Origin of the sequence: Sphingobium scionense (assembly GCF_014197035.1) — a bacterium.
GTDB classification, from domain to species: domain Bacteria; phylum Pseudomonadota; class Alphaproteobacteria; order Sphingomonadales; family Sphingomonadaceae; genus Sphingobium; species Sphingobium scionense.
In genome coordinates, this window is record NZ_JACIEU010000011.1 from 78,979 (window position 1) to 104,695 (window position 25,717).

Annotated in this window: 19 protein-coding genes; 11 read left to right on the plus strand and 8 right to left on the minus strand. The window is 64.5% G+C overall.

The features are described from left to right. The first annotated feature begins 90 nt into the window (after positions 1-90). A complete protein-coding gene (locus GGQ90_RS30000) occupies positions 91-366 on the plus strand; it encodes a Com family DNA-binding transcriptional regulator (protein WP_188082785.1) in 276 nt (91 codons plus the stop codon). Further along, positions 284-1,129, plus strand: a complete 846-nt coding sequence (locus GGQ90_RS14445; protein WP_188082786.1) for a DNA adenine methylase — start codon at positions 284-286, stop codon at positions 1,127-1,129. Before GGQ90_RS30000 ends, GGQ90_RS14445 begins: the two co-directional genes overlap by 83 nt. Positions 1,130-1,275: 146 nt before the next feature. Here GGQ90_RS14445 and GGQ90_RS14450 read toward each other — a convergent pair whose 3' ends face one another. The 5 genes from GGQ90_RS14450 to GGQ90_RS14470 form a co-directional block, all read right to left on the minus strand. Continuing rightward, positions 1,276-1,992, minus strand: coding sequence for a helix-turn-helix domain-containing protein (locus GGQ90_RS14450; protein WP_188082787.1), 717 nt, complete (start codon positions 1,990-1,992; stop codon positions 1,276-1,278). A gap of 181 nt (positions 1,993-2,173) precedes the next feature. Beyond that, positions 2,174-3,619, minus strand: coding sequence for an amino acid permease (locus tag GGQ90_RS14455; RefSeq protein WP_188082788.1), 1,446 nt, complete (start codon positions 3,617-3,619; stop codon positions 2,174-2,176). A gap of 51 nt (positions 3,620-3,670) precedes the next feature. Further along, on the minus strand, positions 3,671-4,321 hold the full coding sequence (locus tag GGQ90_RS14460) for a GntR family transcriptional regulator (RefSeq protein WP_188082789.1): 651 nt from the start codon (positions 4,319-4,321) through the stop codon (positions 3,671-3,673). Between the two features lie 85 nt (positions 4,322-4,406). After that, complete coding sequence (locus GGQ90_RS14465) at positions 4,407-5,414, minus strand: 4-hydroxyproline epimerase (RefSeq protein WP_188082790.1); 1,008 nt, start codon at positions 5,412-5,414, stop codon at positions 4,407-4,409. Further along, a complete protein-coding gene (locus GGQ90_RS14470) occupies positions 5,414-6,313 on the minus strand; it encodes a dihydrodipicolinate synthase family protein (RefSeq protein ID WP_017502462.1) in 900 nt (299 codons plus the stop codon). The genes GGQ90_RS14465 and GGQ90_RS14470 overlap by 1 nt, the downstream gene beginning before the upstream one ends. An 84-nt stretch (positions 6,314-6,397) precedes the next feature. Here GGQ90_RS14470 and GGQ90_RS14475 point away from each other — a divergent pair, with 84 nt between their 5' ends. Beyond that, the gene (locus GGQ90_RS14475; RefSeq protein ID WP_188082791.1) at positions 6,398-7,648 is read left to right on the plus strand and encodes an NAD(P)/FAD-dependent oxidoreductase; all 1,251 of its coding nucleotides are present in this window, start codon (positions 6,398-6,400) and stop codon (positions 7,646-7,648) included. Positions 7,649-7,652: 4 nt separating this feature from the next. After that, entirely contained in the window at positions 7,653-8,855 is a 1,203-nt protein-coding gene (locus tag GGQ90_RS14480; RefSeq protein ID WP_188082792.1) for a M24 family metallopeptidase, read from the plus strand. 14 nt (positions 8,856-8,869) lie between these two features. On the opposite strand, the gene GGQ90_RS14485 is transcribed toward GGQ90_RS14480, so the two are convergent. Then, on the minus strand, positions 8,870-9,928 hold the full coding sequence (locus GGQ90_RS14485; protein ID WP_281391438.1) for an Ldh family oxidoreductase: 1,059 nt from the start codon (positions 9,926-9,928) through the stop codon (positions 8,870-8,872). 73 nt (positions 9,929-10,001) lie between these two features. On the opposite strand from GGQ90_RS14485, the gene GGQ90_RS14490 reads away from it, so the two are divergent. The 4 genes from GGQ90_RS14490 (at position 10,002) to GGQ90_RS14505 (ending at position 16,266) form a co-directional block, all read left to right on the plus strand. Beyond that, on the plus strand, positions 10,002-12,410 hold the full coding sequence (locus GGQ90_RS14490; RefSeq protein ID WP_246428251.1) for a glycoside hydrolase family 127 protein: 2,409 nt from the start codon (positions 10,002-10,004) through the stop codon (positions 12,408-12,410). An 85-nt stretch (positions 12,411-12,495) separates the two neighbouring features. Beyond that, positions 12,496-14,298, plus strand: a complete 1,803-nt coding sequence (locus GGQ90_RS14495) for a DUF885 domain-containing protein (RefSeq protein ID WP_188082793.1) — start codon at positions 12,496-12,498, stop codon at positions 14,296-14,298. Positions 14,299-14,335: 37 nt separating this feature from the next. After that, positions 14,336-14,767, plus strand: coding sequence for a YybH family protein (locus GGQ90_RS14500; protein WP_188082885.1), 432 nt, complete (start codon positions 14,336-14,338; stop codon positions 14,765-14,767). Further along, positions 14,764-16,266, plus strand: a complete 1,503-nt coding sequence (locus GGQ90_RS14505) for a peptide MFS transporter (protein ID WP_188082794.1) — start codon at positions 14,764-14,766, stop codon at positions 16,264-16,266. Before GGQ90_RS14500 ends, GGQ90_RS14505 begins: the two co-directional genes overlap by 4 nt. Before the next feature lie 144 nt (positions 16,267-16,410). Here the strand turns inward: GGQ90_RS14505 and GGQ90_RS14510 are convergent, their stop codons facing one another. Next, entirely contained in the window at positions 16,411-17,490 is a 1,080-nt protein-coding gene (locus GGQ90_RS14510; RefSeq protein ID WP_188082795.1) for an alpha/beta fold hydrolase, read from the minus strand. 106 nt (positions 17,491-17,596) lie between these two features. Here GGQ90_RS14510 and GGQ90_RS14515 point away from each other — a divergent pair, with 106 nt between their 5' ends. Then, a complete protein-coding gene (locus GGQ90_RS14515; RefSeq protein ID WP_188082796.1) occupies positions 17,597-19,150 on the plus strand; it encodes a S10 family peptidase in 1,554 nt (517 codons plus the stop codon). Between the two features lie 42 nt (positions 19,151-19,192). On the opposite strand, the gene GGQ90_RS14520 is transcribed toward GGQ90_RS14515, so the two are convergent. Beyond that, positions 19,193-20,632 (minus strand): amidohydrolase family protein, encoded by a 1,440-nt coding sequence (locus GGQ90_RS14520; protein ID WP_246428252.1) that lies wholly within the window; start codon positions 20,630-20,632, stop codon positions 19,193-19,195. 332 nt (positions 20,633-20,964) lie between these two features. On the opposite strand from GGQ90_RS14520, the gene GGQ90_RS14525 reads away from it, so the two are divergent. Both GGQ90_RS14525 and GGQ90_RS14530 read left to right on the plus strand, forming a co-directional pair. Then, positions 20,965-23,883: a TonB-dependent receptor plug domain-containing protein gene (locus tag GGQ90_RS14525; protein WP_188082797.1), complete on the plus strand. Its 2,919-nt coding sequence runs from the start codon at positions 20,965-20,967 to the stop codon at positions 23,881-23,883. A 73-nt stretch (positions 23,884-23,956) separates the two neighbouring features. After that, a complete protein-coding gene (locus GGQ90_RS14530; protein WP_188082798.1) occupies positions 23,957-25,603 on the plus strand; it encodes an amidohydrolase family protein in 1,647 nt (548 codons plus the stop codon). The last annotated feature ends 114 nt before the right edge of the window (positions 25,604-25,717 follow it).

Consider the following 25,717-nt stretch of genomic DNA (forward strand, 5'->3'; position numbering starts at 1 on the left):
AACCGACGAGAGTACAACTCGCCACGACACAGCTGGCCGACTGGCCGCCCCGCACCCGCGCAACGGGCTGGGGTGTTGGAGCGAACCCTCATGCATTCGTCAAATGATTTCACCTGCGTATCCAATCGCTGCGCGTCCTGCCGCGCACTGCTCTTCAAATCCGAGCCCGGCGCGATCGCCGGCGTCATTGAGATCAAGTGTCGCCGCTGCGGCACTTTCAATTCCCTGAGGCCCGTGAGCCCGAACCCGACCGCCGATCGAGCGGCCGCCGGAAGGCTTGACCATGACCCTCGAAACCATCTCCCCCATTTCCCCGGCTGCCGGCTATCTCGGCGGCAAGCGCAACCTGGCGCGCCGGATCTGTAGCATCATCCAGTCGGTAGACCATGACGGTTATGCCGAGCCGTTCGTCGGCATGGGCGGGATATTCTTTCGCCGTGCGGCCCGGCCGCGTTTCGAAGCGATCAATGATATATCCGGCGATGTCACCACGCTGTTCCGTGTGGTGCGCCGGCATTATCAGGCCCTGGTCGACGAGCTGGAATGGACGCTGGCCAGCCGCGAGGAGTTCGATCGACTGCGTGCAATCGATTCGGCTTGCCTCACCGACATCGAACGCGCTGCGCGCTTCCTCTATCTGCAGCGCCTGGCCTTCGGCGGCAAAGTCGTCGGCCGAACCTATGGTGTGCAGACCAGCGGCCCCGCCCGCTTCAATCTCGTACGGCTGCGCGCCACCCTATCGTCTATTCGGGACCGGCTGCAGCCGGTCGTCATCGAGCGCCTTCCCTATGGCGACTTCATCCGGCGCTATGATCGGCCGGGCATGCTCTTCTATCTTGATCCGCCCTATTGGGATTGCGAGGCCGATTACGGCGCCGGGGTCTTCGCGCGAGAAGATTTCGAGCGCCTGGCCGAGCAGCTTGCCGGCATCTGCGGCCAGTTCATTCTCTCGATCAATGACACGCCCGGCGCGCGCGCTGTCTTTTCGCGGTTCAATCTTCAAGCGGTCGATGTGACCTATACCATCTCCGCTGGCACCAATTCGGCCCGCGCTGGCGAGCTGATCATCGCCAATTTCCCGCTCGACCGGGCCGCATGCCCTGAGGCTGGATCAAAACCACGATCCTAACCTCTTGGCGCCCTGGGGAGCCAAGCGGGAAGGCCACAGCCTTCCCGCCCCCTACGGCGCGGGGGAGCGCCTGGGGTGTAAAATCTGGGGGTGGGGGTGCGTGCGTGACCGCTAATAGCGCCTGCCGAAGGCAGTCCTTATCCCTCTTATAATTCTTCCCCGGGATTCCGACCCGTATCTGAACTCGCACCCTCCCCTTCGAAGGCCGCCTCCATGCGAGCCAGGATAGATGCGAGTTTGGGATCGCAGGCCGGTTCCCGGGCCACCTCAGCGCCCTCCAGGCTATCAGCAGTGGAGGTCCCGGCCGCGGGCATGCACTTCCTCAGCAACTGCGCCAGGCGCATCTGCGCTCGCTTGTGCAGCCGGTGCAGGTCGAAGAAATAGGCATTGGTGGCCTGCTTCACACGCGGCCCCTCGCCCGGCTCGTTGCCGGTCTTCTCCGTGCGCCGCACCCAATTCAGGAAGCCATGGTCCTTCAGCCGCCGCATGGCGTCGACCACGGTCTTGCGCGCGTAGCCGGTCAGGTCCTGGATGGTGGCGATCGCCGGCTCGAGCCGGCCGGTCTTGAAGTCCAGCCCCGGAAGCCAGAGCAGCGCCTTCAGCACGCGCAGCGCGTTAGCGCCGAGCGGGTGCCGCTCCCCCTTCTTCTTCATCTGCCGATCATATTCTTCGGCGGTCTGCAGATAGCGATCGCGCCAGCGCATGGCGCCGACTTTCGTCCCGTCACCTATCGGCCGGAAGACCTGAGCCCGTCGGTCGTTGACGTCGTAGCTGTGCCGGCGGACCGGCTCTTCAGTGCGCCGGCCGGGCTTGTTGTTGGCGACGAGGCGGTCGGCGACCGAACCAAATGACCAGGCCGTCATGCGCGCGCCGCCCGTTTATTGGCGACGGATTCTCTTTGCTTCTTGCGTTCGACGAGCACAATATGCCCCCTCGTCTTCGCAAAGCATTAGATTGGTTGATAACGTCTGTGCCATTCAGCCGGCACCGACGGGCAAAGATTTCAGACGGGCAGCCGGCCCAGATTTGGACCGGTCCCCAACGTCATTCCGGCAAACCTCCCTCACTCGCAGCATGCCCGGTCGTGCGCAGCAGGCTGCGGCCACGGCTATAGGCGAAATAAAGAGCCAGGCCGACGAGGTTCCACAGGCCAAAGCGCAGCAGCGTCTTTTCCGGCAGGCTGATCAGCAGATAGATACAGCCGACGATCGCCAGCGTGCCGACCAGATAAGGCTGCGGGCAGCGGAAGACGCGCTTCATCTCGGGTGCCTTGCGGCGCAGCGCCATCATGCAGCCGGCGACCGCGATGAAGGCGATCAGCGTGCCCGCATTGGCCAGTTCAGCGATCTCGTCGAGGCGGAAGAAGCCGGCGACGGCGGCGACGAAGACGCCGGTGATCGCCGTGATGCGCACGGGCGATCCTGTCTTTTCCGACACTTTGCTGAGCGAACGCGGCAGCAGCCCGTCGCGCGCCATCACGAAGAAGATACGGCTCTGGCCATACATCATGACCAGAATGACGGAGGGCAGCGCGACCAGCGCGGCGCCCGCCACCAGCCAGGCGGCCAGCGGATGATCCAGCGAGCGCAACACCAGCGCCAGCGGTTCGGATGAACCGGCCAGCGCCCGGAAATCAAGCGCACCGATCGCCGCGACCGCAACCGCCATGTAGATGAGGGTGCAGACCGCCATCGACCCGATGATACCGATGGTGAGGTCTCGGCCTGGATTGCGCGCTTCCTCGGCCGAGGTCGCGACCGCATCGAAGCCGTAGAAGGCGAAGAAGACGATCGCCGCCGCGGCCATCACGCCGCGCGTCATACCGCCCTCCACATGGCTGACGAAACCATAAGGCATGAAGGGCTGGAGATGGTCGGACTGGAAGGCGGGCAGCGCCAGCGCGACGAAGGCGGCCAGCGCGGTCAGTTTGATGACCACCAAAACGATGTTGAGCGTCGCACTTTCACGCGTGCCCGCGATCAGCATGCCCGCGATCGCCAGAGCCACCAGCACGGCCGGCAGGTTGACGATCCCGCCGCCATGCGGCCCGGCCAGCAGCATCGGTGGCAGGCTGATCCCCGCCTGCTGGATCCAGCCGACCAGATAGCCCGACCAGCCGACCGCCACGGTGCTGCACGCCAGCGAATATTCCAGAATCAGGCTCCATCCCACCACCCATGCCAGCGTCTCCCCCAGCACCGAATAAGTGTAGGTATAGGCGCTGCCGGCGGTCGGGATCAGCGTGGCAAGTTCGGCATAGGCCAGCGCCGCGCAGGCGCACACGGCCCCCGCAATGGCAAAGGCCAGGATCACCGCCGGCCCCGCCCGGTCAGCACCCACACCGGTCAGCGTATAGATGCCAGTACCGACGATCGCCCCGACCCCCAGCGCGATCAGATGCGGCCAGGACAATGTCTTGCGCAACTGCTGATGCTGCGCGTGATGACTGGCGCCGATCGGCTTGATCGGTCCCCAAAAACCAGTGCTCAACCGAAATTTCCTTCCTTGTTCTTATGGACGTTCCGGTTGCACGGTCATGGTTCAGTCGTCGGCGTCGAGCTGAACCATGAGATCGTCCATGGTTTTGCGGATATGTGCGACTGTGAGTTCGCGGATCAGTTGGCTGTCGCGCGCAACCCAGGCATCGAGCATCTCGCGATGCTCGTCATTGGCACGCTCGTCGCGGCCGAGCGGTTCCAGATGCTTGCGGACATAGCGTTCCGACAGGATATGAAGCCGTTCCAGAATATTGACAGACAAAGGCTGGCAACTGGGACGCAGCAGCGCCATGTGGAAGGCGCGATTGAACGCGCCCACCCCGTCGCCGCCTTCGTCGGTGACCTGATAGAGGGTCGCGAGCGTGTTGATCGCTGCCTGATGCTCCGCCTCGTCTGCCCGTTCTGCAGCCAGCGCCATCACGTCGGGCTCCAGCTTCAACCGCAGCGCATAGACCTCGTCCGCTTCCACCCGATTGAGGCTGCGCACGAAGAAACCGCGATTGGCCTGCGACTTGAGCAGCCCTTCCTGCTCCAGCCGGGCCAACGCCTCGCGCAGCGGAATCTTGCTGATCCCCAGTTCGGCCGCCAGCGCGTCCTGGCGGATCGGCCCGTCGGGCGGCACTCGGCCAGACAAGATGCGCTCACGGACAAGGTCGACCAGCTGGTCGGACAGATTTCGGATGATTAGGCTCATGAAGCGAACATAGCACAGAGCGGACGGCGGAATACAACTTCGTATATGATGAACGATCCCGTCCATCCGCTCTGCGCCTTTGATTTCATACGACCGTGAAGCCGGCCCAGAACGGGTCTGCGCGATCGACCCAGATGGTGTTGAAGCCGGTGGCGATCGCCGATCCCTCGATCGAGGGGATGATCGCCTTCTGGTCGCCGATCATCGTCTCGGCCTCGACCCGACCGATAAAGCGGCTGCAGATATAGCTTTCATGCACGAACCGGTCGCCGACCTTCAGCCTGCCCTTGGCCGCCAGATGCGCCAGCCGCGCGGATGTGCCGGTGCCACAGGGGCTGCGGTCGATCGCCCGCTCGCCATAGAAGACGGCGTTGCGGCCGTCGGCGCCCTCGCCCTTGGGCTTGTCGGCCCACAGGACATGGCTGACCCCCTTGATACTGGGCTCGAGCGGATGGACCGGCTGATACTTCTCGCGCACCAATTCGCGAATGATCCGGCTCAGTTCGACGATGCGCGATGCGCCGAGGTCATCAAGGCCAGTATAGCCACTCTGCGGTTCGACGATCGCATAGTAATTGCCGCCATAGGAGACATCGACGCTGAGCGGCCCGAAACCCGGCACATCGATTGCGATGCCCTCCGCTGCCAGATAGGCGGGGACGTTGCGGATCTTGACCGAAGTCACGCGCTTGCCGTCGGTCGTATAGTCGATGTCGATGATGCCGGCGGGCACTTCTACCCGCAGCCTGCCCGGCGTCGCCGGCTGGATTAGGCCATTTTCCAGGCCGAACGTCACCATGCCGATCGTGCCATGGCCGCACATCGGCAGGCATCCGCTGGTCTCGATGAAGAGGATACCGATGTCGGTATCGTCGCGCGTCGAGGGATAGAGGAAGCCGCCCGACATCATGTCATGGCCGCGCGGCTCGAAGCAGAGACTGGTGCGGATCCAGTCGAAGCGATTGAGAAAGTCCAGGCGGCGTTCCGCCATGGACTTTCCCTTGAGCAGCGGCGCGCCGCCCGCGACCAGACGGACGGGGTTGCCCGCCGTATGGCCGTCTATGCAGAAGAATGTGTGGCGCACCGCGGACATCAGGCCGCCGTCAGGCTGGGCTGGGTGGCGGCGCACTGCTCGACCCAGCGGATGACGTCGGCGCGGCGCTGGCCTTCCAGCGGCATGCGCGGCAGGCGGACATGCTCGGTGCCGCGTCCCATGATGCTTTCGGCCAGCTTGATCGACTGGACCAGATCATGATCGGCATCGAGATGCAGCAGCGGCATGAACCAGCGATAGATGCGCAGTGCTTCTTCCAGGTCGCCCCGGTTGATTGCCGCGACCAGCGCCACGGATTCGCGCGGGAAAGCGCTGGTGAGGCCGGAAATCCAGCCATGCGCGCCGAGCAACAGGCCTTCGAACGCAACATCGTCCAGGCCCGCCATCAGGATATAGCGGTCGCCAAAGGCGTTGATCAGGTCGGTGAAGCGACGCGGATCGGGTGCGCTTTCCTTGACCGCGACGATATTGGGCGTGTCGGCGAGGCGGGTGAGCGCGTCGATGCCGATATTCACGCGATAGGCCGGCGGGTTGTTGTAGAGCATGATCGGCAACGACGTCGCCTTGGCCACCGTCTCGAAATGGGTGCAGAGTTCGCCCACGGTCGGCACATAGACCATCGCGGGCAGCACCATCAGCCCGTCGACGCCCAGCTTTTCGGCATCCTGCGCGAAGGTGACCGCGCGGCGGGTGGTGAATTCGGACACACCGACCAGGATCGGCACGCGGCCATCCACGACCTCGACCGCCGCCTTGACGACAGCACGCTTTTCTTCGGCTTCCAGCGAGTTGTTCTCACCGCAGGTGCCAGCGATGATGAGGCCGTCGACGCCATCCTTCACCAGCGCATCCAGGACAGCCTGGGTTGCGGGGATATCAACGTCCAGATCGGGGGTGAACTGGGTGGTGGCGGCAGGGTAGACACCACGCCACGTCAATTTTGAGGAATTCACATAAGCCTCCGTTGAAACTGAGGATCGTATACGGTATCTAATCGTCAACGCCAAGTGAAAAGAAGTCAATTGACCCAACACGCAATCATCATCGGCGGCGGCATCGTCGGAACATCCTGCGCTATCCGATTGCAGGAAAAGGGAATCTCAACGCTGCTGATCGAACGGGAAAGCCCGCTCCGCGGCGCGTCCTGGGGCAATGCAGGCCATATTGCAGTGGAACAGATTGATCCGCTCGCGTCGATGGCAACGGTGAAGAGCTTCCCCCGGCGGCTATTCTGGCGCGGCGGCGCTCTCGACCTGCCCTGGCGCGATATCGGTCGCTGGCTCCCCTTCTCGCTACGTCTGTTGAGCGCCGCGCGCCCGTCGCGCTTTGCTGCCGGACGCACGGCATTAAAGGCGCTGCTGGGTGAGGCGATGCCGGCATGGCAGCGGATCGATGGGCTGTGCGCCGGTCCAAGCCGCCTGATCGAGGATGGGCATTTCATCGTCTGGGAAAGCGAGGCGAGCGCGCTGGCCGGGCGCTGCGCTTGGATGGCGGCCGATTGCGGTACGGCGCACTTCCGCGACGCGACCCCACGCGAGTTGGCCCTGCTCGAAGCCCTGTTCCCGCATCCGATCATTGCCGCGATTCGCTGCGAGGGCAGCGGCCGTATCGCTGACCCGACCCGGCTGGCGCAGGATCTGAAGGATACGCTACTGGCGGCAGGTGGGCGGATCGAGCAGGCAGATGTCACCGCCCTTCCCACACATGACGGACAGGCGCAGGTGCAACTGGCTGACGGCCGGACGCTGGACGCGAACCATATCATCGTCGCGACCGGTGCCGCATCGGACGCGCTGCTGCGCCCGCTGGGCCACAAGGTGCCGATCATCGCCGAGCGCGGCTATCATTTGCACACGCCACACCCGCCCGCAGGCTGGCCGATGGACATGCCGCCGGTGGTGTTCGAGGATCGATCGATGATCGTCACCCGGTTCGAGAGCGGCCTGCGCGCGGCAAGTTTCGTCGAATTTTCCAGCCTCTCCGCCCCGCCCGATCTGCGCAAATGGCAAAGGCTGCGCGCCCATGCGACCGCGCTCGGCCTGCCGATCGAGGCGGACGCCAGGCCCTGGATCGGCGCGCGCCCGACCCTGCCCGACTATCTCCCCGCGATCGGCCGGAGTGACCGCGCGGACAACCTGCTCTATGCATTCGGTCACCAGCATCTGGGGCTTACATTGGGACCGCTGACCGGGGAAATCATCGCCGCGCTCGCCACCGGCGCACCGCCGCCGGTCGACGCCACGCCCTTTTCGCTCCGCCGCTTTGAAGGATAGGATTATGACACAGCAGATCGGCGGTTCGGACGCCGCCACCGAACTGGCCAGCCTCCAGCCCTGGTCCGATCGCGCACCGGCCATCGGCGCCGCCGAATATCAGGCGCGCATTGCCAAGGCCCGTACCCTGATGGCGCAGGAGGGACTCGACGCGCTGCTGATCGATGCCGGGACCAGCCTCGCCTATTTCGCCGGCGTCCCCTGGGGCGCGAGCGAGCGACTGGTGGCGATGCTGCTGCCGCTCAGCGGCGAGCCGATCCTGATCTGCCCGCGCTTCGAGCGCGGATCGCTGGAAGCCGATCTCAAGATCGATGCCGGTGACCTGCGCCTTTGGGAAGAGGATGAAAGCCCGTCCGCGCTGGTTGCCGATGCGCTGAAGTCATTGGGCGTCGCCCGGCTGGGGATCGACCCGGCCATGGCCTTCCTGTTCGTCGAGCGCATTCGGGCCGCCGCACCGGACGTGACGCTGATTGCCGCGTCGGCCGTGATCGACGGCTGCCGCAGCCGCAAGTCGGCCGCCGAACTGGCGCTGATGCAGCAGGCCAAGTCGATGACGCTGGAAGTGCATCGCCGCGCCGCACGCATCCTGCGCCCCGGCATCACCGCGACCGAGGTGCGTCGCTTCATCGAGGCCGCGCACCGGGTGCTGGGTGCGTCGGGGAGCAGCTTCTGCATCGTCCAGTTCGGCCGATCGACCGCCTATCCCCACGGCCTGCCTGGCGAGAGCGTGCTGGCCGAAGGCGACATGGTGCTGATCGATACCGGCTGCACCATCGGCGGCTATCATAGCGACATCACCCGATCCTATGTCTATGGCGACGCGGACGCCGAGCAGCGGCGCATCTGGGCACTGGAAAAGGAAGCGCAGCAGGCCGCGTTCGATGCGGTCAAGCCCGACGTCGCCTGTGGGGCGATCGATGCGGCGGCGCGGCGCGTGCTGGAAGCGGCCGGCCTTGGTCCCGACTATCGCCTGCCCGGCCTGCCGCATCGCACCGGCCATGGCATCGGCCTGTCGATCCATGAGGCGCCCTATCTGGTGCGCGGCGACATGACCCCATTGGAGCCGGGCATGTGCTTCTCCAACGAGCCGATGATCGTCGTGCCGGATCGCTTCGGCGTGCGGCTGGAGGATCATTTTTACGTGACCGAGACCGGGGCGGCCTGGTTCACCCCGCCCTCGGTCGCGATCGACCAGCCTTTTGCCTGAATTATTGGCGGCGCCTAACTGAGTGCCGCCAGTTCCTCATAGAACGCACGGGGAATGCGGCAGCCCTGTTCGGGGGTGCGACGACGCGCCGCGAAGCGCCGCTGGGATGGCAGGCGCGCGCCCTGGCCGGTAATGCCGTCGAACAGCGCCTCGGCCCGCTGCATATGCTCGGCGGCCGTCGCGCCCAGGAAGCCTGCCGGATCGATGGCGATGATGAGTTCGCCGCCATAGGGCGATGCTTTCGCGCCATCATCATGCGCCAGTGATTCCGCGCTGGTCATGTCGCCGATCAGCGGCCCGGCAATCAGCTCAACCATCGCCGACAGTGCCGATCCCTTGTGCCCGCCAAAGGTCAGCAATGCGCCGGCGAGACCCGCTTCCGCATCCGTTGTCGGATGGCCCTGTGCATCTATCGTCCAGCCTTCCGGGATCGGCTTGCCGGCGCGGCGATGCAGTTCGATCTCGCCACGCGCGACCGCGCTGGTGGCGAAATCGAAGACGAAGGGATCGCCGCCGGGACGCGGCCAGCCAAAGGCGATCGGGTTGGTGCCGAACAGCGGGGAAGTGCCGCCGGCCGGCGCGACCCAGGCATGGCTGGGGGTGCAAGCGAAGGCAATGAGGCCCTGATCCGTGAGCGATTCGATCTCCGGCCAGAGCGCGGCAAAATGGACACAGCGATTGATGCCCATGGCGGCGATGCCCATCGCCCGCGCCTTTTCCACCAGCAGCGGCAGGCCGGTGGCGAAAGCCAGTTGAGCGAAGCCGCCGGCCGCGTCCACGCGCAACAGCGCCGGCGAGACGGGGTCGACCACCGGCACGGCGTCCGGCACAACCTTGCCGCCGTTCAGCGTATGGACGCAGTTGAGCAGGCGATAGACGCCATGCGACGCGCATTCGTCGCGTTCACCAGCGATGATCGTCGCGGCAACCGGGCCGACATGCGCCTCCGCCAGACCATGGCGGCGCAGCACGGCATGGGCCAGATCCGCGACCTGCTGCAACGTCAGCGTGACGCTTTCGTCAGCACTCATGCCGCTATTGCCCATGCCGCGGCGTTGAATATAGACATGCATCCTCCGTCTTGATCACGAACCATAATCGCAATATCGTATACGGTATAACGATTACAGACAAGCCGGAGCCGACATGTCCCACCGTCACACGCCCCTCAGCCGCAGGGCCATGTTGCTGGCCGCGACCGCCGCCGTAACCGCCCCTGCCTGGCAGGGATGGAGCAGCGTCGCCCATGCCGCAACCAGCAGCGTCCTCCCCGAATCGGCACGCGCCTTGCCGCTGCAGGCGACCCGGCTTCTTCCCTCGCCCTTTGCCGACGCGGTCGAGGGAAACCGTCTCTATCTGCTGCGGCTGGAGCCGGACCGGCTGCTGCACAATTTCCGCAAACATGCCGGGCTGACGCCCAAAGGCGCCATCTATGGCGGCTGGGAAAATGACACCATCGCCGGCCACACACTGGGCCATTATCTGACCGCGTTGGCGCTGATGCACGCCCAGACCGGCGACACCGAATGCGCGCGCCGGGCCGCCTATATCATCGACGAACTCGCTGCCTGTCAGGCGGCGGCGGGCGACGGCTATGCCGCCGGGTTCACTCGCCGCCGCGACGATGTGATCGAGGATGGCAGGCTGATCTTTCCGGAGATCATGCGCGGCGACATCCGCTCGGCCGGCTTTGACCTCAACGGCTGCTGGGTACCCTTCTATAATTGGCACAAGCTGTTCGCCGGCCTGTTCGACGCCGAGACCCATCTGGGCAACAGCCAGGCGCGCGGCGTAGCGCTGGCCCTGGCTGCCTATATCGATACCGTGTTCGCGAAACTGGACGATGCGCAGGTGCAGCAGGTGCTCGACTGCGAACATGGCGGTATCAACGAGAGCTTTGCCGAACTCCATGCTCGCACCGGCGATCCGCGCTGGTTGGCGCTGGCGACACGCCTGCGCCATCGCAAGGTGCTCGACCCGCTGGCGCAGCGGCAGAGCAGCCTGCCCTGGATCCACGCCAATACCCAGATCCCCAAGCTGATCGGACTTGCCCGCCTGCACGAGATCACCGGCAATGCCGCCGATGCGATCGCCGCCAACTTCTTCTGGGAAACCGTGGTCGGCCAGTATAGCTATGTCATCGGCGGCAATGCCGACCGGGAATATTTCCCCGATCCCGGCACCATTTCCAAGCATATCACCGAACAGACCTGCGAAAGCTGCAACAGCTACAACATGCTGAAGCTGACCCGGCATCTCTATGCCTGGAAGCCTGAAGCGCGCCTGTTCGACTATTATGAGCGCGCCCATATCAACCATATCCTGGCGCACCAGAACCCGGCCACCGGCATGTTCGCCTATATGGTGCCGCTGATGTCGGGGGCGCACCGCGTCTGGTCGGAACCGTTCGACGATTTCTGGTGCTGCGTCGGCAGCGGCATGGAAAGCCATGCCAAGCATGGCGAATCCATCTGGTGGGAAGATGCCGACCGGCCAGCCGACATGCTGATCGCCAATCTCTATATCCCCAGCGAAGCCGACTGGGCCGCGCGGGGGGCAAAGCTGCGGATCGAGACCGGCTATCCCTTCGACGGCCACATCGCCCTGTCGATCCCGAAACTGGCGCGCGCCGGCCGGTTCACCCTGGCCCTGCGTATTCCCGGCTGGTGCCAGGGCGCGCGCATCGCCGTCAACGGCACGCCCCTGCCCACTCCACGCATCGTCGATGGCTATGCCCTGATCGATCGCAAGTGGAAGGCCGGCGACCGGGTGACGCTGGACCTGCCAATGGCATTGCGGGTTGAAGCGACGCCAGATGATGCCCGTACCATTGCCCTGCTGCACGGCCCGATCGTGCTGGCCGCCGATCTGGGCGCGGCCGACCAGCCCTTTGACGGTCCGGCCCCGGCGCTGGTCGCCGCCGATGTAACGCAGAGCTTTGCCGCCAACCCCGGCGCCCTCCCTACCTATCGCACCGCCGGCATCGGCAAACCTGCCGACCTCAGCTTCGCGCCCTTCTTCCAGCAACGCGACCGGCGCACCGCCGTCTATTTCAAACGCTTCACCCAGCAGGAATGGGGCGTCGAGCAACAGGCCTTTGCCGTCGAGCAGGCCCGGCTCCGTGATTTGGAGCGGCGCTCGGTCGACGTCATGCACCTGGGCGAGATGCAGCCCGAACGCGACCATGCGCTGGAGGCGAAACTCTCCTACACCACCACCTATCGCGGACGACATGGGCGCGACGCGCGTACCGACGGCCATTTCCAGTTCCGCATGAAGGTGAAGCCCGGCCCGCTGATCCTGCAGGCCACCTATTGGGGCGAGGAGCGCAACCGGCTGTTCGACATATTGGTCGACGGCCAGAAGATCGCGACGCAGAAACTGGATGCCGACCGGCCCGGCGAATTTTTCGATGTCACATACGCTATTCCCGAGACACTGACGCGCGGCAAGAGCGCGGTGATGATCCGTGTCCAGCCGGCACCCGGCATGACGCGCGCCGGCCCGATGTTCGGCGCGCGCATTTTCACGCCCGCCGGTGAAACGCGCACTTGACCCGCATCAATCAAGGTATATCGTATACATTATTGACAGGAGCGAGGCGCCGGGTCGCGTCGCCGAACAGGGAAAAGAGACATTCATGAAAATGCCCCATGCCGCATCCTTGCTCGCCATCGCCTGGCTCGCCGGCACGGCGCCGGTCGCCGTCGCCCAGACCGCACCGGCCGCTGACGTCCCGGCCGCACAGCCGACCGCCGCCGACCTGAAGCTCAAGGCGCTGTATGACGCCGAATGGACCTGGCGCCAGAAGGAATTTGCCCGCCTGCCCGGCAGCGGCCGGACCGAAGGCGGCGCCGACGACCATTTGCCCAGCGTGACGCCCGCCACCCAGCAACGCCGCTATGCCTATTGGAGCGACATCCTCAAACAGCTCGACCAGATCCCTGACGCCCAGCTGTCGCATGAGGAATATATCAACAAGGCGGTGTTCAAGACCTCGGTCTGGGAGAATGCCACGAAGATCAAATACAAGACCTATGAGGCGCCGTTCAACAGCGACACCTTCTTCTGGACCGGCATCAACCCGCGCACGCCCTTCTCCACTGCCGACAATTATCGTCGCTATCTCGGCCGGATGAAGGACATCCCGCGCTATTTCGACGAGCAGATCGCGAACATGCAGGCGGGCCTGAAGCGCGGCTATACCGTACCGCGCGTATCGATCGAGGGACGTGACAAGACGATCGAGCCGTTCCTGGCCGCCGGCACCGACAATCCCTTCTACAAGGCATTCGCCGCAATGCCGGACACCATCCCGGCCGACCAGCGTCAGGCGATGCAGGCACAGGCACAGGCACTGATCCGCGATGCCGTCGCCCCCAGCTATCAGAAGCTGCTGACCTTCATGCGCGGCGAATATATGCCCAAGGCGCGCAAGACGATCGACGCCTATTCGCTGCCCGACGGCAAGGCATTCTACCAGGATCAGATCCGCGAATATACGACGCTCGACCTGACGCCCCAGCAGATCCACGAGATCGGCCTCAAGGAAGTCGCGCGCATCGACGCAGACATGAAGAAGACGATGGCCGACGCAAAATTCCAGGGCAGCTTTGCCGAGTTCCTGGAATTCATGCGTACCGATCCGCAATTCTACGCCAAGACCCCGCGCGAGCTGCTCTCCTATTCCGCCTATGTCACCAAGAAGATGGACGGCAGACTCAAGGACACGTTCAACAACCTGCCGCGCTATCGCTTCACCATCCTGCCGGTGCCAGATGAGATCGCGCCCATCTACACCTCGGGTCGCGGCGGGCTCGAATCCTGCCTGATGAACACCTATGACCTGCCCTCGCGGCCGCTCTACAATCTGACCGCGCTGACGCTGCACGAATGCAATCCGGGCCACAGCTTCCAGGCCGCCTACGCGCTGGAAGCCCCCAACCGCCCGGCCTTCCGTGGCCAGACCTATTTCTCGGGCTATGGCGAGGGCTGGGGCCTCTATACCGAATGGCTGGGCACCAAGCTGGGCATGTATGAGACGCCCTATGAGGAATTCGGCCGCGAGACGTTCGAGATGTGGCGCGCGGTCCGGCTGGTGATCGACACCGGCATGCACTCCATGGGTTGGACGCGGCAGCAGGCGATCGACTATATGGCCAGCCATACCGCGCTCGCGAAGCTCGACATCACCAATGAGGTCGATCGCTATATCGCCTGGCCGGCGCAGGCGCTGGCTTACAAGCTGGGCGAATTGTCGATCCGCAAGATGCGCGCCAAGGCCGAGGCGGAACTGGGCGACAAGTTCGACCAGCGCCCGTTCCACGACACGCTGCTGACCATGGGGTCGGTGCCGCTGCCGGTGATGGAGGCGGAGCTTGACCGCTTCATCCAGGCGGAAAAGGCCAAGGCCGCAGCCGGGGCTTCCGGTGCGGCGCAGTAAGCGCATTCTCCTCTCCCTGATCGGCGCGGCGCTCTGCATGGGTGCCGCGCCGATCCCCCCTTCGGCGGAGACGGAGAAGGCGGCGATCCGCCAGGTGATCGCCGATATGGAAGCGGCCTGGAACCGGGGCGATTTTCGCGGCTATATGGCGGGCTTCCTCAACCCCGGCGTCATTTTCGTGTCGCGCGGCCAGTTCCAGCGCGACTGGCAGGGGACGCTCGACCATTATGTCCGCGACTATGGTGCCTCGCCCGAAACCCGCGGCGCGCTCCATTTCTGCGATATCAGGATCGAGATGCTGGCGCCCGACGCGGCCCAGCTCATCAGCCGCTTCCACCTTGCCGCCAAACCCGGCCAGTCCGGCATCAACACGCGGCTGATGCGCAAGGTCGAGGGCCGCTGGGTGATCGCCGTCAACCATGTGTCGGCGTTCGAGCCGGACGCGACCCACCCCGCCTATTGCCTATGAGTGACATGTCCCCAGCCAATCATCCCGCCACTGCCACCTTCCTCGGCCATCCGCGTGGGCTGTTCATCCTCTTCTTCACCGAATTGTGGGAGCGTTTCTCCTTCTACGGCATGCGGGCGCTGCTGATCTTCTACCTGACCAAGCAGTTCCTCTTTTCCGACGAGCGCGCGGGCATGCTCTATGGTGCCTATATCGCGCTGGTGTTTGTCAGCCCGCTGGTCGGCGGCTGGCTGGCCGATCGCTACCTCGGCGCACGCAAGGCAGTGCTGTTCGGCGGCATCGTCATCGCCTGCGGCCATATCCTGCTCGGCCTCGATGCGCTGGGCGGAGACCGTGAAAGTGCGACCCGCATCTTCCTCGCCGGCATGGCGGTGATCGTGGTCGGCACCGGCTTCCTCAAGGCCAATGTCTCGGTGCTGGTCGGCCAGCTCTATCCCCGCGACGACATGCGCCGCGATCCGGCCTATACCATCTTCTACATGGGGATTAACCTTGGCGGCGCGCTCGGCCCGCTCGTCTGCGGCCTGCTCGGCGAAACGATCGGCTGGTCCTGGGGCTTTGGCGCGGCCGCACTGGGCATGATCCTGGGCATCATCGTCTTCGTCATGGGCAGGCCATCATTGCAGGGCCAGGGCGAGGCGCCCGATCCGGCCTGGCTGGCGAGCCCGCTGTTCGGCATCCCCCGCGAATATTGGCTTTATGCCAGCGCCCTGCCCTTCACCGCGGCGATGCTCGCCCTGCTCGCCAGCCCCGCCTCGGTCGGCTATCTGCTGAGCGCAAGCGGCTTTGCCATGGGCATCGGCCTGGTCGCCTATGCCTACCTGAAGCTCGACCCGGCGGCGCGGGGACGGTTGCTGGTCGCGATCTTCCTGCTGGTGGTGCAGCCCGTCTTCTGGGGCCTCTTCGAACAGACCGGTTCCTCGCTCAACCTGTTCATCGATCGGCATGTCGACCGCACGCTATTCGGCATCACGGTGCCGGCCTCGCTGTTCCAGGCGGTCGGTCCCTTCTCGATCTTCCTGCTCGCGCCCTTCTTCGCCTGGCTATGGCTGAAGCTCGGCCGGCGCGGGCTGGAACCATCCACCCCCGCCAAGTTCGGCCTGGCGATCATACAGGTCGGGGCTGGCTTCCTGCTGCTGGTCGGCGCGGGCATGATGCTGCCAGGCGCAAAGATGCCGATGCTCTTCATCCTGCTGCTCTACCTGCTCCACACCATGGGCGAACTATGCCTGTCGCCGGTCGGATTGGCAGCGATGTCGCGCCTGTCGCCGCCCCATATGCTGGGGCTGATGATGGGCACCTGGTTCCTGGCGACGGCGGGCGGCAATTTCATGTCGGGCGTGATCGCCGCCGCCATCGGTGCATCGGCCGGCGCGGATCAAGCAAGCACGGTGCTCGCCGCCTATGGCCGGATCGGCGGTCTTGCCATGCTGATCGGACTCATCATCCTGATCGTGTCGCCGCGTATCGGCCGCCTCATGCAACAAGGCGGCCGATAGCGTCTTTTGGGAAATGCGCGGAAGAGCGCATTTCCCTTCCGTACCGGCCCGCTCCCCCACCCGGCCACCCAACGGCAGTATTCTATGGGTGGCCGGGTGGGGGAGCGGGCTGGAGCCGCCATGCGCCGACAGGCGCATCAAAGATCAACTCCGCGCCAGCAGCGCGACCAGTTCATCCTTCCAGAATTTCGCCCATGTGTGGGTGCTGTGCCCCCGCGTCTCGGGCGAATAGGGGATCAGCTTGTAGCGGGTGGTCTTCAGGCGCTTGGCCGCAGTTTCGGCCATGCCCATTTCCGGCGGATTGATGAAATCGTCGGAGGAGTTGATCCAGGTCATCGGCGCGCTGATCTTCTCCAGGTCGGCGGACGGATCATAATCGCGCGAGGAATCGAGCTGATAGAGATAATCATTGGCGTCGCGGCTGGTGATGTCGCGATCGAACCGCTCCTTCCAATAGGCGTCGACCGCGTCGCGTGTGGGAAATTGCACCTGCATGTACCAGGCAGCGGCGCCGGCGATCTGCGACAGGCTGGATGCGGTGCGCAGGCCGAGCAACGGCTGCGCCTTGTAATTGCCGTCCTGCCAGGCGGGATCGGCGCGGATGCCGTCCATTGCCGCCTTGCGCCACATCCGGTTGCGCCCGGCGATCGGCGCTGCCTGACACGCCATGGGCATCAGCGCACTGGCAAAGCCGGGATGCTTCTCGCCCCAGACGAAGATGTGCATGCAGCCCATCGAGGTGCCGAAGGTCAGCCGCAGATGATCGACCTTCAGTCCGTCGACCAGCATGCGGCGCTGCGCCTCGACCATGTCGTCATAATCATAATGGGGGAAGGCCATGCGCAGGCCGTCGCTGGGCTTGGAGGAGTCGCCATGACCGATATTGTCGGGCAGGATGATGAAATAGCGGCGGACGTCGAGCGGCTGGCCGGGGCCATAAAGTTCATCAGCAAATTGCGGTTGCAGGAATTGCGCGCCTGATCCGCCGGTGCCGTGCAGAATCATCACCGCATTGTCGATCCGCCCCTTGGCATCGCGATGCGGCGTGCCGATGGTGCGATAATGCATCCGCAGTTCCGGCAGCTTCTCACCCGAACGGAAAGCAAAGTCGCGGATGACATGGTCGCCCTGCTTGACCTGCGCGGCATCGAAGCCCTGCGCCAGTGCCGGCGTGGCGAGCAGCAGTGCGGCAGCGGCGGCGAGCCGGGGCCATCGGTTTTTCATATGTCTGGTCCTCCCTTGGAACTTTACGAAGATGACGCATATGCGCATTTGACAGATTTGGTATACGATGTACGGTTCGCGGCAAATGAAGGCAACAGGCAGAGTCATGATCCCGAAAAACATCGCATATTCCGCCCTTCCCCTGCTGCTGACGGCGCTGGCCGCGCCGTCGATCGCCGCCGACAAGCCCGCCCCGGCGGAGAAGGAAGAGACGAAGAAGGACGATAGCGCCGTCGCCCCGGTCGAGGAACAGGCGATGCCCAGCCGCGCGTCGGTGACCGTCGCCGGCAAGCTGATCCACTACAGCGCGACGCCCGGCACGCTGACGATCCGCAACGATGCCGGCGAGCCGATCGCGAGCATGTTCTACACCGCCTATGTCGCCGATCGGGCCAAGGGCGCGAAGGAACGTCCCGTGACCTTCCTGTTCAACGGCGGTCCGGGTTCGTCGACCATGTGGCTGCACATCGGCTCCTTTGGCCCCGTCAGGGTGGATACGCCGACCCCCGATACAGCCCGCCCTGCGCCCTTCGCCATCGGCCCCAATCCCGACAGCCTGATCGACCGCAGCGACCTGGTCTTCATCGACGCGATCGGCACCGGCCTGTCGCGCCCGCTCGGCAAGGCGCAGGGCAAGGATTTCTGGGGCGTGGATCCGGACATCGATGCCTTTGCCAGCGCCATCCAACGCTATCTGACGATCAACAATCGCTGGAATGCGCCCAAATTCCTGCTCGGCGAAAGCTATGGCACGCTGCGCGCCGCGGGCCTGGTCAACACGTTGCAGGAACGCGGCGTGCAGATGAACGGCGTGGTGCTGCTGTCGTCGATCCTGAACTATGGCATCCGCAATCCGGGCTATGACCAGATCAACGTCACCTATCTGCCCAGCTATGCGGCCACCGCCTGGTATCATAACCGCCTGCCCAACCGGCCGGCGACGCTGGAGCCGTTCCTGAGCGAAGTGCGCGCCTTTGCCCTTGGCCCCTATCTGTCCGCGCTGGCCAAGGGCGACGACCTGCCCGATGGTGAGCGCGATGCGATCGCGACCCAGCTCGCCGCCTATACCGGCCTGTCGAAGGGCTTCATCCTCCAGAACAAGCTGCGCATCGACCTCGGCCGGTTCCGCAAGGAGCTGATGCGCGACAGCAGCCGCACCGTCGGCCGGCTGGATTCCCGCTTCGTCGGCATCGATGTCGACGACAGCGCCGCCGATCCCGAATTTGACGCGGCCGACACCTCGATCAGCGGCGCCTATATCGCGGCGCTCAATTCCTACCTGTTCGGCACGCTCGGCTACAAGACGCCGCTCAGCTACCGCCCGAATTTCTACAAGGAGATCAGCCCGGCCTGGGACCAGCGCCACCGCGCGCCGGGCGGCGGTGGCCGGCCGATGCCGGCGGCGGACACCGCACTGGACCTGGCCCGCGCGATGCGCACCAACAGCCATCTCAAAGTGCTGTCGCTCAACGGCTATTATGACATGGCAACGCCCTTTGCCGGCGCCGAATATGACCTGAAGCATATGCAGCTCGACAAGGCGCTGCAGGCCAATATCAGCTATCGCTATTATGAATCCGGGCACATGATCTACATCCACCCGGAGTCCATGAAGGGCCTGCGCCGCGACCTGCTGGCCTTCTACGACAGCGCCATGTGAGCCATCGGCGCCGCGTCCATTAGGATGCGGCGCCGCTTATGCTCAGCGCTTGTCCGCGACCACGAACAGGTGCGTCTGCGGCAGGGCCTGAAGATCGACCTCCTTGCCCGCAACGAACAGCCGGCCGAGGCCGCGGATATTATGGATGTCGGCCAGCGGATCGGCATCGAGCAGCAGCAGGTCGGCGATCTTGCCCGGCTCCACCGTGCCCAGATCCTGGAGCCGGCCGGCCGCCCGTGCCCCGTTGCGGGTTGCCGCGACGATCGCCTGCATCGGCGTCATGCCCAGTTCCACCAGTCCCTCGATCGCCAGCAGGCTCCCCTCGCCCGGCTCCTGCTCCGGCGATTTGGGGCTGCGGCGAAACTCGGGCGCATCGCCCAGATAATTGTCGGTCGCGATCGTGACGGGACATCCCGCCGCGACCAGTCGCTCGGCATTGCGCCGCTCGATCTCCGCATCGTCGCCGCGCATCGCTGCCCGGCGACGCAGTTCCGTGCTGGTCAGCGCCGGCGGCATCTGCGCAATGTCCGCCACCGCCTTGGCGCGCCGGGCGATCTGCTTCTGTCGCACCGCGCCGGTGACCATGTTGGACCGCATCGCGCACAATGTCCCCTTTGACAGGATCAGCGCGATCAGATCGTCGGGATAGTCGCGGCTCAATATCTCGGGATGCTGGATCAGGTCGATCCCCGCCTCGACCGCCAGGCGCAGCCCTTCCGAACTGGTGGCATGGGTTTCGGCCATCTTGCCGCGCTTGTGCGCCTCCGCCACGATCACCGCCTGCTGGCGCGGCGAAAAGCCGATCAGCGAGGGCATCATGAAATGGCTGGTGCCGCCATATTTGAGGAAATCGACGCCCCGGTCGAGATAGGCGCTGACGGCGGCGCGCAATTGCTCCGGCGTCATGTCCATCAGTTCCTCGCCCATGCCCTGGGCCAGCAGGTCGTTCCACTGTTCCTGAAACAGGGTCAGGTCGCGATCGCCGGTCAGTGAATAGGTCAGCGAAAATGGCCCGCCCCAGCCCAATATATTGCCCGCCACCAGCATGCGCGCGCCGATCGCCTGGCCGCTGGCGATCCGGTCGCGCACCGCCAGCAGCGGCGGCAGCACGCCATAGCTGTCGCGCATGGTGGTGACGCCCGCGCGCAGCTGGCGCTGGGAAAATTCGAGCGCCAGTTCCTCGTTCCGATCCGCATAGCGCGATGACGTGTCGCGGCGCGCCGGGTTGCCATAGACGGTCGCATGGACATTGGAGTCGATGAAGCCGGGCAGCAGATAACGTCCGCGACCATCGACCTGCCTGGCTGAGGCCGGCGCCTTCAGCTTTGCGCCGACCGCTGCGACCTTCCCATCCGCAACGAGCACGTCCTGCCCCGCCTTTGCTGCGGCCCCGGTGCCGTCGATGACGGTTACGTCGCGTATCCAGATTGTTTCAGCCGCAACAATATCGGGCCGAAGCAGGCCCAGAGCCGCTCCAGACAACAGCAGGGAACGAACATTTTTTCTGTTTATTTTCATAATACTAACTCCCCGTTCGACGCTTTTCGCAGGCGACTGCGGACTGACATTTAACTGCAATCTTGACAGCCTCATGCAGCCTCAGCATGATTAAAGTATACGATATTCAATATACATTGAAGCGGTCAAAGAGCCGCAAAGACAGAGAGAGAGGAGCTGAAAACCCGTCCGGGGGACCGTCAGGCGGTCCGGTACGCAGGAGCCGACATCGGCGCAGCATCCCACATTGCTGCGCATGCAAAATCATAATCTGTGTCGAATGAATTGAATCCTAGCGATTACAAGGGGATAGACTAATGATGACGATCCGACCGGCGGGCCTGTACGGCCGCCGCAATACCTTGCTGTTGTTGTCGACCATCCTGGCTGGCGGCGGCTTGGGTTCCACCGCCCAGGCCCAGGAGGCCGCCCAGCCCTCCACCGATATCGTCGTCACCGGGTCGCGGCTCGTCCGCACCGATCTGACCGCGCCCAGCCCGATCTCGGTCATGGGCAGCGAAGATGTGAAGCTGTCGGGCAACGTCACGCTGGAAAAGACCCTGAACGAGATGCCGCAGCTGGCGTCGGGCAACACCTCCACCGTCAATAATGGCGGCGGGTCGGGCGTGCTGACCGCCAATCTGCGTGGCCTGGGCAACACCCGCACGCTGGTGCTGGTCAATGGCCGCCGCTTCATCCCTGCCGATTCCAACGGCAATGTCGACCTTGCCTCCATTCCCGACGCGCTGATCAAGCGGGTCGAGATCATCACCGGCGGCGCGTCGGCCGTCTATGGCTCCGATGCGATCGCCGGCGCGGTCAACTTCATCCTCGACGACAAGTTCGAGGGCGTGGAAGCCAGCGCCCAATATGGCATCAGCGATCGCGGCGACGCCGAATCGAAGAAGCTCGACCTGACGTTCGGCACCAGTACCGCCGATGGCCGGGGCAATGTCACCCTGTCAGGCAGTTGGACGCGCCAGTCGTCGATCACCCAGAATGATCGTGGTTTCAGCCGCACGCCGCTCGGCGAAGTCAACGGCCAGCTGGTCTATTCGGGTTCGGGCAGCATCCCCGGCACCCGAGTCCCGCTGAGCGCCGCGCAGCGTGCCGCCCTGACCGGCGTCAACCTGACCCCCGGTGGCAGCTGCACATCGGTCACCGGGATTCGTTTTGGCGAGAATGGCACCGTGCTGCCCTATTGCCAGCCCGAAGACACCTATAATTACGCGCCCTATAATCTGCTGCAGCGTCCGCTCGATCGCTTCAACGTCGCCGCCAACGCCCATTATGAGGTGGCCGACAAGATCACCGCCTATGCCGAGGCCTATTTCGTCAACGCCAAGAATGACATGATCCTGGCGCCCGACAGCTTCACCCCGCTGACGCCCGGCGCCGCCTCCTCGACATTGCTGATCCCCAACTATGCCAGCAACCCGGTGCTACCCGAAAGCCTGCGCCAGTTCTTCACCAACAATGCCGCCATCTTCGACACCAATGGCGACGGCACGGCGGAAATCGTCGGCGGCGGCCGCCGCGCCGACGAACTGGGCACGCGCAACTATCGCTATGAACGGCAATCCTACCAGATCACCACCGGCCTGCGCGGTGATGTGTCGCTGCTGGGCAGCGACTGGAAGTGGGACGCCTTCTACCAATATATGCGCAACCGCACCGACACCCGGAATGAGGGGCTGATCTCGCAGACCCGTCTGTCGATGGGCCTGGACGCGGTCATCGACTCTTCCGGCAATGTCGTCTGTCGCAACCAGTCGCTGGGCTGCGTGCCGGTGTCGATCCTGGGCCTCAATTCGATCAGCCAAGAAGCCGGCGCCTTCCTGACCCCGGTGCGCGAAAGCCATGACATCTTCACCCGCCAGGTCGCGGGCGCCAGCATCGCCGGCACTCTGTTCGAACTGCCGGCCGGCCCGGTCTCGGTCGCGCTGGGTGCCGAGTATCGCAAGGACAAATATACGTTCAGCCCCAGCCCGCTCGATCTCGCCAATGAATATGGCGCGGTGTCGCAAAAGGCTCTGGCCGGCGCCTATGACGTCAAGGAACTGTTCGGCGAACTGCGCATCCCGATCCTGGCGGACATGCCCTTCTTCGATACGCTCGCGATCGAAGGCGCGGCCCGCTATTCGGATTACAGCTCGGTCGGCAAGGTCTTCACCTGGAAGCTGGGCGGCGAATATGCCCCGGTCAGCTGGATCCGCATCCGTGGCGCCTATAACAGCGCGATCCGCGCGCCCAATATCGCCGAACTCTATACGGCGGTGACGCGCGGCTATTCCAGCGGCACCGATCCCTGTGCCATCCCGACATCGGGCGGGGACAATCGCAGCGACGCGCTCAAGAATTTCTGCGTCGCCACCGGCGTGCCGGCGGGCGAAATCGCCAACTTCACCCAGGCGACGCTGGGACTCAACCAGGACAGCGGCGGTAACCCGAACCTGCATGAGGAAAAGTCGAAGACCTACACGATCGGCGCGGTCATCTCGCCGCCCTTCATCCCGCGCCTCAACATCACGGTCGACTATTTCAACGTGAAGGTCGACGACGCGATCATGACCGTCAACGCGCAGCAGACGATGAACGACTGCTACACGATGATGGATGCCGGCAGCCCGACCTGCCGGGCGATCACGCGCCTGGGCAATGGCCAGCTCGACTATGTCAGCGTGTCGAGCAACAATATCGGCTCGCTCAAGGTCAACGGCATCGACGCGCAGGTCGACTATCGCGTGCCGCTGCCCGGTGCGCTGTCGCTCGGCGACGATGCCAGCCTGTCGCTGCAGGCGATCGCCAGCTGGCTGTTCGAGCGTACGACGCAGGTGCTCGCCACCTCCGCGCCGCAGGATTGCGCCGGCTATTATGGCGCGGGCTGCTCGGTCGGCACCGGCGGCTTCATCACCCCGGACTTCAAGCTGAACCTGGGCGCCACCTATGCCAGCGGCCCGCTGAGCTTCCGCCTGCAGGGCCGGATGATCGGCGACCTGAAGCTCTATCCGACCGCGACCAATGTGGTGAAGTCGGTGGACCCGGTCTGGTATCTCGACACCAGCTTCTCGATCGACGCGACGGAGACCTTCTCCTTCTTCGGCGGCGTCAACAATATGCTCGACCGGCAGCCGCCGGTCCTGGGCACGACGCTGGTCGGCGACGCCAATACCGACGTGTCGCTCTATGACACGCTGGGCCGCCGCTACTTCGTCGGCGCGCGGATGAAGTTCTGATCCAATGAGCAGGCGGGCCGGGGCCGTGGCGCTCCCGCCCGCCACTCACAACAGCTATAGAGGAGAGCGTCGCATGGCCGTCCGGTCCGGTCCCATTCTCGCCCTGGCGGCGCTGCTCCTGAGCGGCAGCGCGCTCGCGGCGCCCGAAGCATCCAATGCGCCGGCGGCAAAGACCGCCGATCCCATTCCCGCCCGCAACCAGGGCGCAGGGCCGTTCCAGCGCACGGTGCTGCGCCATGTCTATATGATCGACGGCACCGGCGCCCCGGCCCAGGGACCGTTCGACATCGTCCTGTCGAACGACCGCATCGCCGAAATCAAGGCGATCGGCGCGCCCGGCGCGATCAATCCGGCGTTGCGCGCCGCGCCCGGCGACCATGAGATCGACCTGGCCGGTGCCTATGTCATGCCCGGCTTCGTCGATGCCCATGTCCATCTTCATTCCCTGAGTGATGCGCAGAAGGTGCCGTCCGACTATATCCTCAAGCTCTGGATGGCGCATGGCATCACCTCCGTCCGCGATCTGGGCAGCGGCCATCCGATCGAATGGCTGGCCGACATCAAGGCCCGCAGCGCCCGCAACGAGATCGTCGCCCCGCGCATCGACATCTATCCGATGTTCCACCAGATACGCGGCCCAGTGAATGATGCCGCCACCGCCCGCGCGGTGATCCAGGAAGCCAAGAAGCGCGGCGCCGACGGTATCAAGTTCATCGGCGGCGCGCCGGAGGATGTGCTCTATGCCGCGCTCGACGAAACGAAGAAGCTCGGCCTGCACAGCACCATGCACCATGCCCAGCAACTGGTTGCCTATGCCAATGTGCTGGGCACGTCGGGCGCGGGGCTGGAAAGCATGGAACATTGGTATGGCCTGCCCGAGGCGATGTTCACCGACCAGCGCATCCAGGCCTTTCCCACCGACTTCATCAACAATGACGAGCAGATGCGCTTCGGCGAGGCCGGGCGGCTGTGGGCGCAGGCGGCCGATCCGGGGTCGGACCAGTGGAACAAGGTGATGGACACGCTGCTGGAACGCGGCTTCACCCTCGATCCCACCTTCACCGCCTATCTCACCAGCCGCGACTTCATGCGGATGAGCCGGGCGCAGTGGCATGCGGACTATACCATGCCCGCGCTGTGGGATTATTACCGCCCGAGCCGCACCAATCATGGCGCCTACTGGTTCGACTGGACCACCGAGCATGAAATGGCGTGGAAGGACAATTATCGCCGCTGGATGCGGTTCGTGAACGACTACAAGAACCGTGGCGGCCGCGTCACCGTGGGCAGCGATTCCGGCTATATCTACAATCTCTACGGCTTCGGCTATATTCAGGAGATGGAGTTGCTGCGCGAGGCCGGCTTCAGCCCGTTGGAAGTGATCCACGCCGCCACGCAGGAAGGCGCTCGGCTGCTCGGCCATGAGGACCAGATCGGCACCATTCGCGTCGGCCGCAAGGCGGATCTCGTGGTCATCAAGGGCAACCCGCTGGCCAACATGAAATTGCTGTTCGGCACCGGATCGATCAGGCTCGATGACGCGACCGGCAAGGTCGATCGGGTCGGCGGCGTCGACTACACGATCAAGGACGGCATCATCTATGATGCAAAGGCGTTGCGCGCTGAAGTCCGCGCCATGGTCGCCAGGCAGAAGGCAGAGCGCGGTATGCCACCGGGCATCATGACGATCGAGAATGCGGAGGCCTCTACGCTACCATGAGGGTTTCGCAGCGACAGGCAGATGGCGGCCTTTGAGGCATTACCGGAGCCTGTCGACGGGCGCTCTTTCCTGTTGCGGGCAGCCCTTGTCAGCCGCAGGAAAGAGCGCCCATTT

Bases quoted from the DNA above. Each gene is read 5' to 3' on its own strand.
- GGQ90_RS14480 (WP_188082792.1), top strand. From the start codon at position 7,653: ATGACACAGCAGATCGGCGGTTCGGACGCCGCCACCGAACTGGCCAGC.
- GGQ90_RS14510 (WP_188082795.1), bottom strand. From the start codon at position 17,490: ATGAAAAACCGATGGCCCCGGCTCGCCGCCGCTGCCGCACTGCTGCTC.
- GGQ90_RS14490 (WP_246428251.1), top strand. From the start codon at position 10,002: ATGTCCCACCGTCACACGCCCCTCAGCCGCAGGGCCATGTTGCTGGCC.
- GGQ90_RS14450 (WP_188082787.1), bottom strand. From the start codon at position 1,992: ATGACGGCCTGGTCATTTGGTTCGGTCGCCGACCGCCTCGTCGCCAAC.
- GGQ90_RS14530 (WP_188082798.1), top strand. From the start codon at position 23,957: ATGGCCGTCCGGTCCGGTCCCATTCTCGCCCTGGCGGCGCTGCTCCTG.
- GGQ90_RS14505 (WP_188082794.1), top strand. From the start codon at position 14,764: ATGAGTGACATGTCCCCAGCCAATCATCCCGCCACTGCCACCTTCCTC.
- GGQ90_RS14525 (WP_188082797.1), top strand. From the start codon at position 20,965: ATGATGACGATCCGACCGGCGGGCCTGTACGGCCGCCGCAATACCTTG.
- GGQ90_RS14515 (WP_188082796.1), top strand. From the start codon at position 17,597: ATGATCCCGAAAAACATCGCATATTCCGCCCTTCCCCTGCTGCTGACG.
- GGQ90_RS14465 (WP_188082790.1), bottom strand. From the start codon at position 5,414: ATGTCCGCGGTGCGCCACACATTCTTCTGCATAGACGGCCATACGGCG.
- GGQ90_RS14485 (WP_281391438.1), bottom strand. From the start codon at position 9,928: ATGCATGTCTATATTCAACGCCGCGGCATGGGCAATAGCGGCATGAGT.
- GGQ90_RS14500 (WP_188082885.1), top strand. From the start codon at position 14,336: ATGGGTGCCGCGCCGATCCCCCCTTCGGCGGAGACGGAGAAGGCGGCG.
- GGQ90_RS14445 (WP_188082786.1), top strand. From the start codon at position 284: ATGACCCTCGAAACCATCTCCCCCATTTCCCCGGCTGCCGGCTATCTC.
- GGQ90_RS30000 (WP_188082785.1), top strand. From the start codon at position 91: ATGCATTCGTCAAATGATTTCACCTGCGTATCCAATCGCTGCGCGTCC.
- GGQ90_RS14460 (WP_188082789.1), bottom strand. From the start codon at position 4,321: ATGAGCCTAATCATCCGAAATCTGTCCGACCAGCTGGTCGACCTTGTC.
- GGQ90_RS14495 (WP_188082793.1), top strand. From the start codon at position 12,496: ATGAAAATGCCCCATGCCGCATCCTTGCTCGCCATCGCCTGGCTCGCC.